This window comes from Rubrivirga sp., from assembly GCF_965213695.1.
GTDB lineage: Bacteria > Bacteroidota > Rhodothermia > Rhodothermales > Rubricoccaceae > Rubrivirga.
Window position 1 is genome coordinate 885098 of the sequence record NZ_OZ243912.1, and the last position, 17349, is coordinate 902446.

The window sequence follows — 17349 nt, forward strand, 5'->3', positions numbered from 1 at the left end:
CGGGCGCCGCGTCGGCCGGGTCCTTCCCCCCAACCTCACCTTTGTCATCCTGAACGAACGTGAAGGATCTCAACTCGGTCTTCCAGCACGTAGGCGTCGGTTCCGGCGACTCGGAAGGTCGGCGTCGAGGTCCCTTCGGCTTCGCTCAAGACACGCCTTCGCGGGCTCAGAATGACAAGGGTGGGCGGTGGCCATCTGGGCGGGCCCAACGGGCGGCGCCGGCCCGTTCGCGTGCGGGCACTCGCGCGGGGCGCTCGGCGTTCGGGGCCCATGCGCACGGCCCTCGTCCTCGTTCTGCTGGCGTCCGCCGTCGGAGCCGTCTGGCTCTGGGTCGGCCGGGCCCACCGCCCTGACTCGGCCGCCTGGCGCGCCGTCGCCGCCGACCTCGACGCCCGCTTTTCGGACGTCCCCACGACGACGACCGCCGCGCTCGCCGACCGGCTGGGCACGCGCGAGGCGCCGGTCCTCTTCGACGCGCGCTCGCCCGAGGAAGTCGCCGTGAGCCACCTCCCCGGCGCCCGCCGCATCGACCCCGACGCGAGCGCCGCCGAGCTGGCGACGGCCCTCGCCGACGTCGACCACCAGCGCGAGGTCGTGGTCTACTGCTCGGTCGGGGTCCGGTCGGCGGGCGTGGCCCGGCGGCTGCGCGAGGCGGGGTTCACCCGGGTCGAGAACCTGGAGGGCTCCATCTTCCGGTGGGCCAACGAGGGGCGGCCCTTGGTGAGGGACGGCCGGCCGGTGGCGGAGGTCCACCCGTACGACGCCGTCTGGGGGCGGCTGCTCGCGCCGGCCCGCCGCGCGGACGTCCCGGAGCCGTAGGGACGTGATTCGTCATGTCCGCGTGGGGAGGCGGAGAGCGGCCGGAGCATCAGGCCCGTCAGGGACACGATGAATCGTGTCCGTACGGGGGGCGTTCTGGGAGCCCGTCTCTCGACCTCGCCTCCTCGCCTGTGGACGCGCCCCGCTTCCCCCGCCTCAAGGTCTGCTGCATCGGGTCCGTCGCCGAGGCCCGGCTCGCCGTCCGCTTGGGCGCCGACGCCGTCGGGCTGGTCGGGGCGATGCCGAGCGGGCCCGGCGTGATCCCGGACGACCGGATCGCCGAGATCGCCCGGGCCGTTCCGCCGCCCGTGATGACGGTCCTGCTCACGAGCGCGACCGACGCCGACACCATCGCCCGCCAGGCCGACGCCGCCGGCGTCTCGGCCGTCCAGATCGTCGACCGCGTGGGGCCGGCCGTGTGGGCGCGGCTGCGCGTCGAGCTGCCGGGCCGGTCGCTGTGGCAGGTCGTCCACGTGACCGGGCCGGAGGCGGTGGCCGAGGCCGAGCGCGTCGCCCGCCACGTCGACGTCGTGTTGCTCGACTCGGGCGACCCGGCGGCCGAGGTCAAAACGCTCGGTGGGACGGGCCGCGTCCACGACTGGCGGATCAGCCGGCTTATCCGCGAGCGGCTCGACGTGCCGGTGTTCCTGGCGGGTGGGCTCCGGCCGGGGAATGTGGCCGAAGCGGTGCGGGACGTCGGCCCGTTCGGGCTCGACGTGTGCAGCGGCGTCCGCACCGACGGGGCGCTCGGCGAATCGAAGCTGGCGGCGTTCGCGGCGGCGGCCGGCGTGCAACAGCTGGCGTAGCTCGCGGGAACGGGAAGGCGTCCCGTGCGACTCGGCGCCGTCCGGGCGGACACGGCACGCCGTGTCTACGGGTGCCGATCTGGGGACGCCTCCGCCTCGCGCGCTACCAGCCGCGCCGCGCGCCCTCGACGGCCTCCGCCAGCTGCTCGCGCGTGACCTCGCCGTAGTTGAACGCCGTCGCCAGCAGGCCGCCCCGGTTGAACACCCAGGTCGTCGGGATCCACGTCACCGGGAAGCCGAGGAGCGTCAGCCGGCGGTCTGGTTTTTCCGGCTTCGGGCCGTCCACCACCAACACCTCCGCGCCGACCACGCCGGTGGCCTCCAGCACGTTCGCCCCGCTCGCGCCGTCGTTCCAGACCGTTACGAACGTCACCGAGTCCGCGCCGAGCGCGTCGTGGGCGGACCACACCGGGGCGTGCTCGTTCAGCGAGTTGTCGCACCACGGGGCCCACACGCGGACGACGTGGACGCCGTCGGCGGAGACGGTCTCGCGGAGGGCAGCGTCGACCTCGGGGAGGGATTGGCTCATGCGGTTCGCGGGCGGATTCCTGGTTCCTGACACCTGATGCTTACTCGTGCGTCCACTCGTTGCGGGCGTCGGCGATGGCGGCGGTCAGCATGTCGTTCGAGACCTCGCCGTAGTTGAAGGCGTAGGCCAGCTTTCCCTCGCGGTTGAACACCCACGTCGTCGGGGTCCAGCTCAGCGGCAAGCCGAGGAACGTGCGGCGGCGGAGGTCGCGGTCGGCCGAGGGGCCGCGGTCAGGCTGGCCGTAGATGGCCACGCGCTCGGACGGCTCGATCCCGTAGCGCGCCAAGCGGTCGGCCCCGTCGCGGCCGTCGGTCCAGATCGTGACGAACGAGAACGAGACGTCAGGGTGGGCCTCGACCACTTCGTAGAGCCCGCCTTCCAGCTCGGCCGTCGAGTTGCCGCACCACGGCGCCCAGAAGTGGACCACGTGGACGCCGGGCTCGGTGACGGTCGCGGCGACGGCGGCCTCGACCTCCGTTCGGTCATCGGCCGGTGGGGCCGCCGACGTGTCCTCGATCAAGATGGGCCTCGGGCCGGGCGCGACGACCTGGGCGCTGGCGCACGCGGCGAGGAACGGGACGAGGGCGAGAAGGCGCATCGGGTCGGGGAGGGACGGGACAAGCTAGCCGCGTCCGTAACGGGCCCGGGGCCGGCGCCGTGCCTCAGGCGCCCCCGACCACGACGACGATCTCGCCGCGCACCTTGGCCTGGCCGCCGTAGTGGGCCGCGAGCTCGGCCAGCGTCCCCCGGCGGACCTCCTCGTGCAGCTTGGTCAGCTCGCGCCCGACGGCGGCGGGCCGGTCGTCGCCCAGGTGCTCGGCGAGCTGGCCCAGCAGCTTGACCAGCCGGTGCGGGCTCTCATACAAAACGATGGTTCGGGTCTCGCCTTCGAGCGCCGTCAGCCGCGTCTGGCGGCCCTTCTTGTGGGGGAGGAACCCCTCGAACACGAACCGGTCGGTCGGCAGGCCGCTGGCGACGAGGGCCGGGACGAGCGCCGTCGGCCCGGGCAGGGCCTCGACGCGGACGCCGGCTTGGGCGGCGGCGCGGACGAGGAGGAACCCGGGGTCCGAGATCCCGGGCGTCCCGGCGTCCGAGATCAGGGCGACCGTCTCGCCGGCCTCCATCCGCCCGACCAACTGGGCCACGCGCCCGTGCTCGTTGTGGATGTGGAAGCTGAGCCGCGGCGTCTCGATGCCGTAGTGGGCGAACAGCGTCCCCGACGTCCGCGTGTCCTCGCACGCCACGACGTCGGCCTCCTTGAGCACGCGGAGCGCGCGGAACGTCAGGTCCTCCAGGTTGCCGACGGGGGTGGGGACGAGGACGAGCATCGGGAGTGGGCGGGTTCGTCGAGTCGGGCAGGTTACGCGGGTTGGACGCGACGGAACCCGCGAGACCTGCTGAACTCGCCGAACCCGCTCATCCTCTCCACTCGAGCCGGCCCGCCCGCGCTCACTCACGTCAGCGTCGTTTAGCGCGATGCCGCCACGCGGTCGGCGATGGTGGCGGCGAGAATGGAGACCGGAATGAGGATCGGGACCGGGTTGTCCGTCGCCGCGGCGTACAGTCCGAGCGCGCCCTGAGCCGCGCCCGCGCCCACGAGAGCCCAAACCATCGACCCAGACCTCCCGCTCCCGACGTGAGCCCCGAGGCCGGCACCGACGGTGCTCCCCAGTGCCCACCCGACCCACATCCCATCCGGGAGGCAGACGTCGCCACACCCCGAAGAGTCCAACTGAAATCCGACCGCGCCGCCGACCAGGCCGAGCGTGACATAGCCGCCGACGGCGCCGACGAACGTGCGGACGGTGCGCCAGCGGCGGGCATCGAGCGATTCGGAGGAGTCGGCCACCGATGCGTGTAGGCCGGTATCGAGGAGGAGAGGCACTTCGTGCAGGTCTTGCGCGGCGAGGGGGGAGATGAGGGCGACGAAGAGGACAGCACGGAGCATCGTGAGAGGTGGGGACGAACCCCCATTCTCGTACGTGACGGGCGCCGCCGCCTGACGCACCTGCACTACACCACCTACGCCCTTCGCTTGAACCGGCCCGCGAGTGCCCGCACCGGGTCCCGCCACGCCGGGTCCCGCGCCTCGCGGACGACGAGGTACGTCCCTAAAACCCCGATGATCGCGTTCGCCGCCCACATCCCGACCTCGGGCGGCAGCATCTCGCGGTCGGCCAGCTTCTCGCCGCCGACGAGGGAGATCCAGTAGAACAGGAACACGAACACGGCGAGGGCCGCCACCACGCCGACGCCCGCGCGCGGGACGGCCAGCCCCAGCGGCACCCCGATCAGCACGAACACCAGGCACGCCAGCGCGATCGAGTTCTTCTTGTAGATCTCGACCCGGAAGCGGTCGGCCCGCTGGCGGTCGTACGCCCGCGCCGAGACCGCGGCCTCGGCCTCGCCCCGGATCGAGCGGGCCCGCTGGAGCGCGACGTCGTAGACGGACTCGCGGGCGGGGTCGGCGAGCCCGGCGAGCGTCGGCCGGTCGGTCCCGATCCGGGCATCCGCGGTCGCAGCCGTCGTGTCCAGCGCGACCACGCCGCCGAACATCCCCACGGGCGCTTGGCCCCACCGGTCGAGCGCGGCGCGGACCGAGTCGGCCTGGCCGGCGCCGAGCCGGTCGAGCGAGTCGACGACGGCGAGCATCTCGGACGTCCGCATCGAGCGGTCGGTGCGGCCCCCGCCGTCGCCGGCGTCGCGGCGCTCGAAGCCGCTCAGGCCCGACAGGTCGAACGCCATCCGGTGGCGGTCGAACGTCAGCCGCTCGTAGCGGTCGGCGCCCGAGTCGGGCGAGCGCCGGTCGATGGCGCCGTCCTCGAGGAGCATCGTCAGGCGCTGACCGCCGTACTGGGTCTGGAGCCGGGCCCGGGCCGCCGTCAGCGTGGCCGTGTCGCCGCCGGTCCCCCCCTCGAAGACCGTCACGCCGACGAGCAGGCCCGCCGAGTCCTCGGGGATGGCCTCGGCGCGGATGGCGTACCCGTTGACGTCGGTGTAGAACTCGCCGGGCGTGAGCGCGAACCCGGGCCGGCTCACGCGGATGTCGCGCCAGAGCCCGTTGAGCCGGTAGTTGGCCTCGGGCAGCATCTCGTTGTTGAAGTACACCATCCCGCTCGTCAGCAGGAGCCCGACGACGAGGGCGGGCCACGCCAGCCGCGGCAGCGACACGCCGGCGCTCTTGGCGACGAGGTAGCCCCGGCTCTCGGCCAGCCGCCCGAACGACGCCAGCAGCGCGATGAGCCATGCCATCGGGACGGCCAGCGTTAGCATGTAGGCCAGGCTGTACGCGATCAGCTCGGCGACGGCCACGGCCGGCAGCCCCCGCCCGACCAGGTCGGGCAGGTAGTTGATCAGGAACTGCATCAGGAGCAGGAACAGCAGCGTCAGCAGCGCCGCCGCGAACGGCAGCGGCAGGCCCGTCAGGATCTGGCGGTGGAGACGCTTGAGCATGGGGGAATCTCGCTGGCGCTCGCGGGGAATGGGGGACGAGGAACGGGGAACGGGCAGAACACCGCGTGTGGCTACGCTACTGCGCAGTTTCCAAGCAGGGTCCACCTTGCGCTCTCCGCGCTCTACAACGGCAGCCGCTTGAACAGCCGCTCCGGCACGGCGCGGACCCCGGCCATCACCGGCCGCCACCAGCCCGGCGCGTAGACGACGTCGGCGCGGCGCTGGATGGCCCGGTCGACGATCTGGGCGACGTGATCCGGATCCGCGAAGAGCGCGTTCTTGGACACGTCCGCCGTCATCGGCGTGTCGACGAACCCGGGCTTGACGGTGACGACGGCCACGCCCCTCGCCGCGAGCCGTCCGCGGAGGCCGCCGGTGAACAGGCTGACGGCGCCCTTGGCCGCGCCGTAGACGTAGTTCGACGCCCGGCCCCGGTCGCCGGCCACGGACGACAACACCGCGATCACGCCATCGCCCTGCGCCTCGAACCGGCTCGCGAGATGCGTCACGACCGAGATCACGCTCGTCGCGTTGAGCCGAAACGCGCGGACGGCGGCCTCGGGGTCGGTGGCCACCTCGTCGGCGTCGGGCAGCGTGCCGTAGGCGACGAGCGCCACGTCGAGCCCGCCGAGCGCGTCCCACGCCTGGGCCACGACCGTGCCGTGCCGGTCGAAGTCGGCCGCGTCGAAGGCGACCTCGACCACCTCGGACGCGCCGAGCGCCCGGAGATCGGCGGCATTCGCCGCGAGCTTGTCGGCGTCGCGGGCCGCCAGCGCCAGGCGTCCGCCCCGCCGGGCGACGCGCCGGGCGACGGCGTGGGCGATGGCGCTCGTGGCGCCCAGGATCAGGACCCGCTCGGACATAGATGAAAAGGTGCTGGCGCGGACTCGCCGCCGGCGTCCCCTCTCCCCCTGGGAGAGGGACAGGGTGAGGGAAGACGGGCCCCGTCAGCCGACAACGCGGCGCCAGAAGGTGGACGAAAAGGCCGGGTCGAGGTGGGCCGCGAACGCCTCCCACTGCGGGAAGAACGCCCGGAAGCTGGCCGGCGTCATGCACGCATCCTTCGCCGGGTACACCGCCCCGCCCGCCGCGCGGACGACCTCGTCGCACGACTGAAGCAGGCGGACCGTCCGCTCGCCCCGGTTCGCGAGGTCGAGCGCCAGCGTCACGCCGGGGCGGGGGAACGACATCAGGCCGGGCGAGGGCACGTCGCCGAACGTCTTGAGCACGGCCAGGAACGAGCCGGCCCGGGCCGCCGCCAGCCGCCCGAGCACGTCGCGCACGGCCGCCGCTGCGTCCGCCATCGGCACGACGAACTGGTACTGGTAGAACCCGCGCCGCCCGTAGCCCCGGTCCCATCGGCCGACGGCGTCGAGCGGGTAGAAGAACGGCCCGAGCCCGACGCGCGACCGCGACACCTCGCCCCGCTGCCTGCGGAAATAGACCGCGTTGAAGGCGCGGACGGCGAGTGGCGACAACGCCCACTCGGGCGCGTCGAACGGGACGGACAGGCGGGGCTCGCGCGCCGGGCCGGGGCCGGGGAGGTCGGGCTCGGGCGCGTGGGTCCCCTCCATCAGCAGCCCACGCCCCTCGGGCCGGAGCGCGTCGAGCCACGCGACGACGTAGGGGCTCCGGGCGTTGGCGGCCTCCGAGAGCGCGAAGAAGGCATCGAGCGAGCGGAAGCGCGTCGTCGTCTGGTCGATCCGGTCGGAGGCGACGCGCATCAGGCGGAGCTCGACGTCGGTGATGAGCCCGGTCAGCCCCAGCCCGCCGACGGTGGCGGCGAAGAGCGGGTCGCCGGGCGCCAGCTCCAGCGTCTCGCCGGTCGACCGGACGAGCCCGAGCCGGCTCACGAACCGGCCGACCGTCCCGGCGACGTGGTGGTTCTTCCCGTGCACGTCGTTGGCGACGGCTCCGCCGAGCGTGACGTGCCGCGTGCCCGGCGTGACGGGGAGGAACCAGCCGTGGGGGAGCGTGAGCGCCAGCACGTCGGCCAGCGTCACGCCGGCCTCGGCGCGGAGCACGCCGGCCTCGCGGTCGAAGGCGACGACCCGGTCAAGCCCGGCCGTGTCGAGCAGGCCGCCGCCGCCGTTGAGGCAGACGTCGCCGTACGAGCGGCCCCGGCCGTACGCCAGCACCGAGCCGCGCGTCGCGGCCTCCGCCAGCCGCGCGGGCGCGTTGCTCCGCCAGCTCAGGCGGTCCACCCGGGCCGGCGGCGCGACGGGCACGCGGCCCCAACTCTCGTAGCCGCGGACGCTCATCGGTGGGCAGGGCCGTCGGGCTCTCTGGAGTCCTTCGCGCGGCACCACGACCCCATCGTCATCCTCGCGAACGCGGGGATCCATGCGGGGTCCCTCGCCAGGCCCAAGCCTCGCGTGGATTCCCGCGTTCGCGGGAATGACGGCTGTTGTTTGGTTGCCAATCGAGGAACGTAGCGGCTTCGCCGCACGGAGGAGGGGAGGGCGCCCCGTTCACGGTACCTTCGCCGACGATCCCCCGCCACGCCCGTGCAGATCCTCGAGCCGACCGAAACCTACGACGTGTGCATCGTCGGCTCCGGCGCGGGCGGGAGCATGGCGGCCAAGGTGCTCGCCGAGGGCGGCGCCAAGGTGGTCCTGCTCGAGGCCGGCCAGCCGTGGTCCATCGCCGACGCCGACATGCTGACGTGGAACTACGAGTCGCCCCGGCGCGGCGCGAGCACGACGGCGCGGCCGTTCGGCGAGTTCGACGCCTGCGACGGCGGCTGGGAGATCGAGGGCGAGCCGTACTCGGCCGCCGAGGGGACCGACTGGCGGTGGTGGCGTGCCCGAATGCTGGGGGGGCGGACAAACCACTGGGGTCGGATCTCGCTCCGCTTCGGGCCCGACGACTTCCGGGGCAAGAGCCGCGACGGCTACGGCGACGACTGGCCCATCGGCTACGACGACTTGGCGCCGTACTACGACAAGGTCGACCGGCTGGTCGGCATCTTCGGCTCGCGCGACGGGTTCCCGAATGAGCCCGACGGCCAGTTCCTCCCGCCGCCCGAGCCCCGGTGCTACGAGAAGCGCGTCATGCGCGGGGCCGAGTCCATCGGCATCCCCGTCCTGTCGTCGCGGCTGTCGATCCTGACCCGGCCGCTCGGCGACCGCCCGGCGTGCCACTACTGCGGGCAGTGCAACCGGGGCTGCTCGGTCGGCGCCAACTTCTCGGCCGGGCGCGTGCTCCTCGACCCCGCGCTGGCGACCGGCAACCTGACCGTCGTTACCGGCGCGATGGCGCGCGAGGTGACGACCGACGCCGAAGGGAGGGCGACCGGCGTCTCGTACGTCGACACGGGCACGCTGGAGGCAACCGAGGTCCGGGCCGACATCGTCGTGCTGGCGGCGAGCGCGTGCGAGTCGGCGCGGCTGCTGCTCAACTCGACGAGCGTCCGCCACCCGAACGGGCTCGCCAACTCGTCAGACGTCGTCGGGCGGTACCTCATGGACACCGTCGGCGCGAGCGCGTCGGCGTTCGTCCCGGCGCTGGCGAACCAGCCGGCCCACAACTGCGACGGCGTCGGGGGGATGCACATCTACATCCCGTGGTGGCTCCACGACCAGCATGCGTCGCTCGACTTCCCGCGCGGGTACCACCTCGAAACGTGGGGCGGGCGCGGAATGCCGGGCTTCGGCTACGGTTGGGGCATCGAGCGCGCGAACGCCGACTGGGGCGACCGGCCGCGCGGCGGCGGCGGCTACGGCGCCCAGCTCAAGGACGACTACCGCCGCGTCTACGCCGCCCGCGTCGGGTTCTCGGGCCGTGGCGAGATGCTCGCCCGCGCCGACAACCGCTGCCAGATCGACCCGGCCTCCGTCGACCGCTACGGCATCCCGACGCTCACCTTCGACGTGACGTGGGGCGACGAGGAGATCCGCCAGGCCCGCCACATGCAGATGGCGGCGCGCGAGATTCTCCAGTCCATCGGCGGCGAGATCGACGAGATGCCGACCGAGGAGACGAGCTACGGCATCTCGGCGCCCGGCGAGATCATCCACGAGGCCGGCTGCGTCCGCATGGGCGACGACCCGGCGACGTCGGCGCTCAACGGGTTCTGCCAGGCCCACGACGTCGACAACCTGTTCGTCGTCGACGCGGCCACGTTTGTCTCCCAGCCCCACAAGAACACGACGTGGTCCATCCTCGCCCTCTCGTGGCGCGCGGCGGACTACCTCTTGGACCAGCGCCGCCAGCGCAACGTGTAGGAGGTACGGGGTACCGGGTACTCGGTACCTGGTGCCCTCCGTACCGAGTACCCCGTACCCTGTACCCATGCCCGCTCCGATCTCCCGCCGCGACGCTCTTCGTCGGCTCGCCGTCGTCGCCGCCGCGCCCGCCCTGCTCTCGGCGTGCCGGGGCGAGGACGTGGCCGGGTCCGCGATGCGCCACGCCGAGCGCTCGGCCGCGATGCTCCCCGCCGTCGGCGCCGAGCGGACGTTCTTCACGGCCCACGAGGCCGAGACCGTCCGTACCCTCGCTGGCATCCTCCTCCCGGCCGACGACCGGGGGCCGAGCGCGGCCGACACGGGCACGGTCGAGTTCGTCGACTGGGTGATGACCGACGAGCTGCTCGGCGACCCGACCAACCGCCAGACGCTGATGCGCGGCGGGCTGGCGTGGCTCGACGCCCAAGCCCGCGAGCTCGGCGCCGACTCGTTCGTCGCGGCCACCGCCGACCCGCAGCGGGCGCTCTTGGACCGGATCGCCTACCCCGACTCGGCCGCGCCCCAAGACGCCGCCGGCGTCGCCTTCTTCAGCCTGCTCCGCAACTACGTCGCCACGGGCTACTTCTCCAGCCCGCAGGGCGTCGAGGATCTGGGATACCTCGGCAACGTCGCCCAGAGCACGTGGACCGGCTGCCCCGACGACGCCAACGCCTACGCCGCTCGGGCGGTCTAGAGCACCCTTCGGGTCGGTACAGAGTACGACGTTCCGGGTACGCTTCTGAGTCCGCCTGTACCTCGTAGAGGGCTATCGCGTCCTCAACATTCGGTACCCCACCTTTGTCATCCTGAGCGGAGCGAAGGATCTCAACGCGGACGTCCAGCCCATAGGAAGCGGTGCCGGCAGGCATGACGAGTCGTGCTGAGACCCTTCGCAGGCTCAGGATGACAAGCCAGGGAATGTTGCGATAGCCCTGGCACCTCGTACCTACTCGCATGTTGCTCTACCGGAGCGGGCGGGCGGCGACGCCCTCGGTCGTCATCACGATTGGGCGGATGGTCCCGTCCGCGTTGAACTCCATCCGGTCGATGGCCGTCACCCGGTGGTCGCGGCCGAGGTTCGGGATCGGTCGGCGGTGGTAGACGGCGTACCACTCGTCGGTGCCCGGGACGCGGATGACGGAGTGGTGGCCGGCGCCCGTCGCGAGAGCCGGGTCCTGTTCCAGCACCGTCCCGACGCGCTCGAACGGCCCGAAGGGCGAGTCGGCCACGCCGTAGGCGACGCGGTACGTCTCGTTCGTCCAGCCGCCCTCCGACCACATGAAGTAGTACCGGCCGCCGCGCACGAACATGACGGGGCCCTCCACGTAGTCCTCCGGCGTGATCTCGCGGAACGTCGTGCCGTCCTCGAACGGGACGAGCCCGGTAAAGTCGTCGTTTAGCTGGGCGATGTTGGCGTGGCCCCAGCCGCCGTAGAGGAGGTAGTAGCGGTCGCCGTCCTGGAACACGAACTGGTCGATGGGCTGGGCCCCGTTGTGGAACGTGCCGATGAGCGGCCGGCCGAGGTAGTCCGAGAACGGCCCGCCGGGGTCGTCCGCGACGGCCACGCCGATCCCGCCGACCGCGTCGTCGCTCTGGATGTCGTTGGCGGCGAAGAAGAAGAACGTCCGCCCGTCCTTCTGGATGGCCGACGGCGCCCACATCGCGCTGTCGGCCCAGGCGACGATCGTCGTGTCGAGGATCCGCTCGTGCTTGGTCCAGGTCACGAGGTCCGGCGAGGAGAAGGCGTCGAAGAACACCTGGTCGTCGTACGCGGCCGAGAACGTCGGGTAGATCCAGTACTCGTCGCCGAAGACGAGCCCCTCGGGGTCGGCATACCACCCGTCCCACAGCGGGTTGCCGGCGTGTGCGGGCTCTGAGGTGGAAGCGCAGGCCTGGAGCATCAGGCACATGACGGCAGGGACGAGGGCCCAGAGCGACGGGCGGCGTTCGGCAGGCCGGTCGGGGGAGGTCATGAGCGGTCGGTCGGTGGTGGACAAGACTACGCCGGAAGCCGCCCGGACCGGGCACCCGCCCGTCACTGGCCGATGGGCGAACCGGGCGGCGTGCGCGGCGGCTCCGGGCGCGTCTCCGGGTCGTAGTCGCGGTTCAAGAAGCGGGAGATCTCAGCGGCCAGCCACATCCCGTGCGCGCCGGCCAAGCGGGGCGCCAGCGAGGCGAGGTGGGCCTCGGCGCGGGCCCGAGCGGCCGGCGCGGCGTCGGCGTCGCTGGCGAGCGCGATAAGCGACGTGACGTAGGCCGTCGTCGCAGCGTGGGCGACCTCGGCGTGGTACGGCGTCGGCACGTCGGCGCCCAAGACCGCGTCGGCGGACCGGGCCAGCAGGTCGTCCAAGCCCGGCAGCGACGGGTCGAGCGCGTGCTGGACGACCAAGCGCGACGCCCGCGCCGGATCCAGCAGATACCCAAACGTGAGCGCGGCGGCGGTCTCGGCCGGGGCGACCGGGTCGAACGTGACGCCGGTGCGTCCGTCGAACGTCTCCCGGCTCGCGCCGTAGCCCGGCGGACGCGGCGGGATCGTTCGGGCGGCTGGGGGCAGCGCCAGCGCTTGGGGCGTGACGGTCGCCAGCAGCGCATCGAGGGCCGCCCGCTGCGTCGGCCCGTCGACGGGCGTCGGCGCCTCGGTCCCGTCGCCGCGCGTGCCGTAGCCGTAGGCCACGCCGGCCACCAGGTGGGCCGTCGCGTCGACCTGGTAGCGGTGGCGGAGGTAGAGCGGGACGAGCACCTCTTCGAGCGTCGCCAGCGGCCGGCCCGTCCGGATCACGTCGGCGCCGAACCGGTCGAGGGCGGCGCGGCGGACGGCCATCTCGTCGGTCAGCGCGGCGACCGCGTCGGCGCCATTGTCCCAGAGCGCGCCGGTCGGCGAGGCCGCGCCGGTCGGCCGGGCGTCGGCGTCGGTGACGTAGCGGAGGCCACGGTCACGGTTCTCCGCCAGCACCCGCTGGGCCGTCGCCTCGTCGGGCGCGTAGCCGTAACGGACGGCCTGGACGTCCCACTCGCCGACGCCGACCGCGTAGGCGTCCGACACGTCGACCGCGCCGTCGACGAGCGTCGCGAGCGGGGCCGGGTAGTCCATCACCGTCGTCCGCCCCTGCGTCGAGCCGGCGAAGTTGTGGGCCAGCCCGATCGTGTGGCCGACCTCGTGGGCCGAGAGCTGGCGGAGCCGGGCCAGCGCCAGCGCCAGCATCGGGTCGGAGTCGGGGTCGAACCCCGCCGCGCGCTCGCCGACGTACGGCGCGAGCAGGCCCTCGGCGATCAAGTAGTCCTGGCGGACGCGGAGCGAGCCCAGCGACACGTGGCCCTTCAGGATCTCGCCCGTCCGCGGGTCGATCACGCTCGCCCCGTAGCTCCACCCGCGCGTGGCCCGGTGGACCCACTGGATCACGTTGACCCGCACGTCGAGCGGGTCGGCGTCGTCCGGCAGCACCTCGACGCGGTAGGCGTCGCGGAAGCCGGCGGCTTGGAAGGCGTCGGCCCACCACCGGGCGCCGTCGAGCAGCGCCGAGCGGACGGGCTCGGGCGTCCCGGGGTCGAGGTAGTAGACGATGGGTTCGACCGGGTCGCACAGGCCGTCCGCGCCGGCGGGCCCAGCGCACGCCAGCCGGTGCCGCGTGATGACCCGCTGCGTCACGTCCTCACCGATGGGCGCGGCGTAGTCGGCGTAGTCGTAGACGAAGTAGCCGCTCGCGGGGTGAAAGGCGCGCGGTTGGTAGCCGGCGTCGGGGAGCTGGACGAACGACTGGCGGACGCGGACGGTCGGCGCGCTCGGGTCGGCGGCCACGTCGCGGACGAACCGACCGGGCTGGGTGCTCGCGAACGTCAGCCGCGCCTCGAGCTCGGTGTTCTGGGGGAAGGCTTTGAGGCCGTCCGGGACCGGCGCGCTGCGCGTCTTGTCGAGCGAGAACGAGCCCTGGCCGGTTTGGCGGAGCCGCTCGGCGACCCCGTGCGCGTCGCGGACCACAAAGTCCGTCGCGTCGACGAGCACCCGGTCGCCCGTCGCCGCGGCGACGTCGAAGCCCCACACGACCGACGGGGCGAAGGCGTCGGCCACGGCCGTCCGCTCGGCCGCGTTGTCGGTGCCGGCGCGGAACCGGAGGTTGGGCTGGACCAAGAGGGCCCTCCGCCCGACCCGCTCGAACCGGACGATCCGCTCGCCGCCGAGCTGCCCACGGTCGAGCCCGACGTCGTTCGACCCGAGCCCGGCCGCGAGGGCGACGGTGTACAGCAGGTCCGTGTCGAGTGGGACGTCGAGCCAGACTTTTCCCGCGTCGGCGCCCCACCACACGGGCACGAACCCGTCGCGTTTGTCGAGGTTCGCCGTTTTGACGGCGATGCTCGTGAGCGCGTTTGGCTCGGAGACCGAGGGCTCGGGCGCAGGCGGCGCGGTCGCGGCGCACCCAGCGACGAGACAGGCGAGGACGACGGCGAGCAGGCGGGGCATGGGCGGCGGCGGGAGCAGACTGCCAATCTAGTCGCGCCCGCACAGCGCGCTCGGCTACCTTGCTCCGGCCGTCTACGCGGCCACTCTGTCCCCATGAACCGGCGTCGGCACTATCACACCGGCTGGTACAAAGAACGGGGGCCGGTCATACCCGTCTAAGTTCGGTCGTGCACTACTTAGCGATCATCAGCTTCATCGTCTTGACAAACTGACCCGCCTGCATTCGATAGAGATAAACGCCGCTTGCGAGAGCGGAGCCGTCGAAAGTCACGTCATAGACTCCCGCCTCACGCTGCTCGTCAACCAGCGTGGCGACACGTCGCCCTAATAGGTCGTGGACTTCGAGCATTATGTGCACACTCTCCGGCACCTGATATTGAATATTAGTCGAAGGATTGAAGGGGTTGGGGTAGTTCTGCCTGATAGCGAACGTCAGCGGCGAACCGATAGGATCGACTGAGGTGGCGTTCAGCACTTCGAGCCTAATGTCGTCGATGTTCCATTGCCAGATATGGCTTGCGACGCCGTCGAAAACCCATGCCAGCTGGAAGTCTTCGGCTCCCACGCCGTGACTTTCGCCAACCGTAACCGTGACGAGAGAAGCTCCGATCGCGCCGGGATCGACCCACTCCTGGATCAGATGCTCCGTGCCGTCGGCGATCGCCATCACTTGGAGCGTGTAGCTCTTGGGATCGCCATAATTCCTCCGCACCTGATGCCTGAAGGATAGCTGGAAGCTGTTTTGTGCCGGAGTGACAATGTTGGGAGTGGTGAGGTAGACGCGGCCCGTAACCTCAGGCTGCCGCCAGAAGACCATTTCAGGCGCCTCTCCTTCGGCCTTACTCGCGTCGAGAACGCCCCAGTTTTCGCCGTCACGAGTCCAGCCGAGCGGGATATTACCCCCTGTAACATCAGAGAAGTTTTCCGTCCAGGGGAACTCCGTGATGATGGGATCGAAGCCCTCCCCGCTCAGGGATACGACACGGTCGCCAATGTGTAGCTCAGCGATTTTCTCTCCTACGGACTGCGGCGTAAAAACCACCGACACCTCTGCCGACTCGTCGTGCCCGAGTGCCACGCTGTCCGCGAGCGTATGGAGAACGAACTCCTCAGCGTCGGGGCCTGTGATAGTAACGTCCTCCGGCCTGAGTGAGAGTATGCCTCCCCCGACATTCGACAGCGTGAAAACCTGAGGGTCGGACAGGGTGCCGAACACCTGCCTGCCGAATGAGTGACTATCAAGAGAGACATCCAGCTTCGGCAGCTCACTCAGCCGCACATCGTCGATTGCCCATCGGGTGATATTGTCGGACTGCCCCCGGAACTCCCAGGCCAGGTACATCTGATCTGCCCCAACGCCGTGGTCCGGAGTTAAGTGTAGGGTGGTGGTTTCGGCTGGCATGTCGCCTGGGTCGACCCACTCCGCGACCAAATACTCGTCTTCCCCGACAACGCTCACCAACCGCAGATCGTATATGCCAGGGTCGCCATAATTCTGCACCCGATGATTGAACGATAGACTCAGGCTATCCACACCTGTCGTTTGGAGCAGTGGGGTACGAACATAAAATGTATCGTCTCTGGCCGGCTCCCCCCAGAACTCGAGTTCAGGCGCTTCTTCACCGCCAGCGTGGTTCGAGTCAGACGTGCTCCAGTTACTTGCATTCCTGCTCCATCCTACGGGCAATTCGCCGTCGGCCAGTCCGCTGAAGTCCTCCGCCCAGGGAAACGAACGAACCGCAGCATCATAGGCCTCGCCGGTCAATACGACCTCCGCGTCTGCAATTCTGAGTAAGACCTCTTTTGTTCCCACGATCTGCGGCGCGAAAGTCACACCTATAGATGCCGTTTGATCGCCCTGCAGTTCGACGACTTCATCAATGTTGTAAAGCGCGAAATTGGCATCATCGGATACTATCTCAAAGGTGGCAAACACTCCAAAGTGATCCGATGCGTATACGCCACCCTCGCTCGCCTCATCCATTACGACCCCTGCGAACGACGGATTCAGTCGATCACTACTTGCCTCGTTATAAAATATGTAGTCGATTCGTCTCTCCTCATGTCCTAGATGGTAATTCAAAGTCGTGTGTTCAGTATTTAGATGATCTTCATGAAAAAGAGGATACGCATCTACGAAGTCATCGTACATAAGAGCCATTTCGGGCCAATCTGGATTGGCGTTAAAATCTCCCATTACAATGATGAGCTCATCACTGTTAGTCTCGTCAATAAAATCGAGCATATGAGCGATTTGCTCTGACCTGATATCATTGCCGGATTTGGTGCTGTGGAGGTGCGTATTGTACACGTCTACCGTGTGCCCATCGACATCGAGCTTTACGTGGACGGCCATGCGATAATTGTTGAGCGGATTAAGCGCTCGAAAGTTTGTCTCCTCGATCGGATAGCGGGAGAGAATCGCATTCCCATAGCGCTTCGCCTGGTTCTCCGGGCTAGTTGAATCGAAATAGTAGTAGTAGCCCAGCGAGTCCGCCATCTGCTGCGCCTGGTTGTCAAGCGTGGCCCGCTGGATGACCTCCTGGAGACTGATGATGTCGGGGTCCATTCCGCGGATCTCGTCGAGCATCCGTGCGAACCGTGCCGGCCAGTTAGACTGGTCGTGCCAGATGTTCAGGGTGAGCACCGACAGCGAGGTGCTCGGGGCGTCTTGCGCCACTATGGACACGTGGCTAGGGTCGAGAACCAAGGGCTCGGTGCCGAGGTTACGAACCACGAACTCCTGCACATCGGAGCTCGTACCGACCTGCTGCGGCGGAAACTGATAGGGCGAAGGCGTGACACTAACCTGTGCAGCGGCCGTCTGCGACAACAGGATGGTAGCGACGAGTAGGAGCAGTCTCATGGCGCTGAGAGTCGTCGGATTGGGGAGGTCGGCGGCGTAATGCGCGGCGCGTGTTGCATCGCCGTTGGGGGTTGGCATTGCCTTCTCGGTCTGAATGGGTATGACGTTGCGCCCCTTCCCATTATACCGACCCTCTCTAGATACCGACCCTCTCTAGCCGGCACAAGCAGGCGGCGAGCCCGTTCGAGGACGCT

The 17349-nt window shown here is 70.2% G+C and carries 14 protein-coding genes; 4 read left to right on the forward strand and 10 right to left on the reverse strand.

Annotation, left to right across the window (positions count from 1 at the left end; genetic code table 11):
• Positions 1-270 precede the first annotated feature (270 nt).
• Together ACOOHE_RS03955 and ACOOHE_RS03960 are read left to right on the forward strand one after the other, a co-directional pair.
• Positions 271-819 carry a rhodanese-like domain-containing protein gene (locus tag ACOOHE_RS03955; RefSeq protein WP_420456501.1) on the forward strand — a complete coding sequence of 183 codons (549 nt, stop codon included), beginning with the start codon at positions 271-273 and terminating at the stop codon, positions 817-819.
• Positions 820-950: 131 nt separating this feature from the next.
• Positions 951-1625 carry a phosphoribosylanthranilate isomerase gene (locus ACOOHE_RS03960; RefSeq protein WP_420456502.1) on the forward strand — a complete coding sequence of 225 codons (675 nt, stop codon included), beginning with the start codon at positions 951-953 and terminating at the stop codon, positions 1623-1625.
• Positions 1626-1728: 103 nt separating this feature from the next.
• Here the strand turns inward: ACOOHE_RS03960 and ACOOHE_RS03965 are convergent, their stop codons facing one another.
• The 7 genes from ACOOHE_RS03965 to ACOOHE_RS03995 form a co-directional block, all read right to left on the reverse strand.
• On the reverse strand, positions 1729-2154 hold the full coding sequence (locus ACOOHE_RS03965) for a TlpA family protein disulfide reductase (RefSeq protein WP_420456503.1): 426 nt from the start codon (positions 2152-2154) through the stop codon (positions 1729-1731).
• A 40-nt stretch (positions 2155-2194) separates the two neighbouring features.
• Positions 2195-2752 carry a TlpA family protein disulfide reductase gene (locus tag ACOOHE_RS03970; RefSeq protein WP_420456504.1) on the reverse strand — a complete coding sequence of 186 codons (558 nt, stop codon included), beginning with the start codon at positions 2750-2752 and terminating at the stop codon, positions 2195-2197.
• A gap of 64 nt (positions 2753-2816) precedes the next feature.
• Complete coding sequence (gene rsmI / locus ACOOHE_RS03975) at positions 2817-3482, reverse strand: 16S rRNA (cytidine(1402)-2'-O)-methyltransferase (RefSeq protein WP_420456505.1); 666 nt, start codon at positions 3480-3482, stop codon at positions 2817-2819.
• A gap of 140 nt (positions 3483-3622) precedes the next feature.
• Positions 3623-4102: a hypothetical protein gene (locus tag ACOOHE_RS03980; RefSeq protein WP_420456506.1), complete on the reverse strand. Its 480-nt coding sequence runs from the start codon at positions 4100-4102 to the stop codon at positions 3623-3625.
• Positions 4103-4176: 74 nt separating this feature from the next.
• Positions 4177-5607, reverse strand: a complete 1431-nt coding sequence (locus ACOOHE_RS03985; protein ID WP_420456507.1) for an LptF/LptG family permease — start codon at positions 5605-5607, stop codon at positions 4177-4179.
• Between the two features lie 122 nt (positions 5608-5729).
• Positions 5730-6470 (reverse strand): SDR family oxidoreductase, encoded by a 741-nt coding sequence (locus tag ACOOHE_RS03990; protein WP_420456508.1) that lies wholly within the window; start codon positions 6468-6470, stop codon positions 5730-5732.
• An 84-nt stretch (positions 6471-6554) separates the two neighbouring features.
• Positions 6555-7868 carry an FAD-binding oxidoreductase gene (locus ACOOHE_RS03995; RefSeq protein WP_420456509.1) on the reverse strand — a complete coding sequence of 438 codons (1314 nt, stop codon included), beginning with the start codon at positions 7866-7868 and terminating at the stop codon, positions 6555-6557.
• Positions 7869-8114: 246 nt separating this feature from the next.
• Between ACOOHE_RS03995 and ACOOHE_RS04000 the strand changes: the two genes are divergently transcribed.
• Both ACOOHE_RS04000 and ACOOHE_RS04005 read left to right on the forward strand, forming a co-directional pair.
• Complete coding sequence (locus tag ACOOHE_RS04000; RefSeq protein WP_420456510.1) at positions 8115-9833, forward strand: GMC family oxidoreductase; 1719 nt, start codon at positions 8115-8117, stop codon at positions 9831-9833.
• A 67-nt stretch (positions 9834-9900) separates the two neighbouring features.
• Positions 9901-10527 carry a gluconate 2-dehydrogenase subunit 3 family protein gene (locus ACOOHE_RS04005; RefSeq protein WP_420456511.1) on the forward strand — a complete coding sequence of 209 codons (627 nt, stop codon included), beginning with the start codon at positions 9901-9903 and terminating at the stop codon, positions 10525-10527.
• 268 nt (positions 10528-10795) lie between these two features.
• Here ACOOHE_RS04005 and ACOOHE_RS04010 read toward each other — a convergent pair whose 3' ends face one another.
• The 3 genes from ACOOHE_RS04010 to ACOOHE_RS04020 all read right to left on the reverse strand — a co-directional run bounded on the left by ACOOHE_RS04010 (position 10796) and on the right by ACOOHE_RS04020 (position 17155).
• Positions 10796-11743, reverse strand: a complete 948-nt coding sequence (locus ACOOHE_RS04010) for a glycoside hydrolase family 43 protein (protein WP_420457596.1) — start codon at positions 11741-11743, stop codon at positions 10796-10798.
• A 125-nt stretch (positions 11744-11868) separates the two neighbouring features.
• Entirely contained in the window at positions 11869-14289 is a 2421-nt protein-coding gene (locus ACOOHE_RS04015; RefSeq protein WP_420456512.1) for a zinc-dependent metalloprotease, read from the reverse strand.
• 172 nt (positions 14290-14461) lie between these two features.
• The gene (locus tag ACOOHE_RS04020; RefSeq protein ID WP_420456513.1) at positions 14462-17155 is read right to left on the reverse strand and encodes an endonuclease/exonuclease/phosphatase family protein; all 2694 of its coding nucleotides are present in this window, start codon (positions 17153-17155) and stop codon (positions 14462-14464) included.
• Between the last annotated feature and the right edge of the window lie 194 nt (positions 17156-17349).

Bases quoted from the DNA above. Each gene is read 5' to 3' on its own strand.
- ACOOHE_RS03955 (WP_420456501.1), top strand. From the start codon at position 271: ATGCGCACGGCCCTCGTCCTCGTTCTGCTGGCGTCCGCCGTCGGAGCC.
- ACOOHE_RS03965 (WP_420456503.1), bottom strand. From the start codon at position 2,154: ATGAGCCAATCCCTCCCCGAGGTCGACGCTGCCCTCCGCGAGACCGTC.
- ACOOHE_RS03970 (WP_420456504.1), bottom strand. From the start codon at position 2,752: ATGCGCCTTCTCGCCCTCGTCCCGTTCCTCGCCGCGTGCGCCAGCGCC.
- rsmI (WP_420456505.1), bottom strand. From the start codon at position 3,482: ATGCTCGTCCTCGTCCCCACCCCCGTCGGCAACCTGGAGGACCTGACG.
- ACOOHE_RS03980 (WP_420456506.1), bottom strand. From the start codon at position 4,102: ATGCTCCGTGCTGTCCTCTTCGTCGCCCTCATCTCCCCCCTCGCCGCG.
- ACOOHE_RS03985 (WP_420456507.1), bottom strand. From the start codon at position 5,607: ATGCTCAAGCGTCTCCACCGCCAGATCCTGACGGGCCTGCCGCTGCCG.
- ACOOHE_RS03990 (WP_420456508.1), bottom strand. From the start codon at position 6,470: ATGTCCGAGCGGGTCCTGATCCTGGGCGCCACGAGCGCCATCGCCCAC.
- ACOOHE_RS03995 (WP_420456509.1), bottom strand. From the start codon at position 7,868: ATGAGCGTCCGCGGCTACGAGAGTTGGGGCCGCGTGCCCGTCGCGCCG.
- ACOOHE_RS04005 (WP_420456511.1), top strand. From the start codon at position 9,901: ATGCCCGCTCCGATCTCCCGCCGCGACGCTCTTCGTCGGCTCGCCGTC.
- ACOOHE_RS04010 (WP_420457596.1), bottom strand. From the start codon at position 11,743: ATGTGCCTGATGCTCCAGGCCTGCGCTTCCACCTCAGAGCCCGCACAC.
- ACOOHE_RS04015 (WP_420456512.1), bottom strand. From the start codon at position 14,289: ATGCCCCGCCTGCTCGCCGTCGTCCTCGCCTGTCTCGTCGCTGGGTGC.
- ACOOHE_RS04020 (WP_420456513.1), bottom strand. From the start codon at position 17,155: ATGAGACTGCTCCTACTCGTCGCTACCATCCTGTTGTCGCAGACGGCC.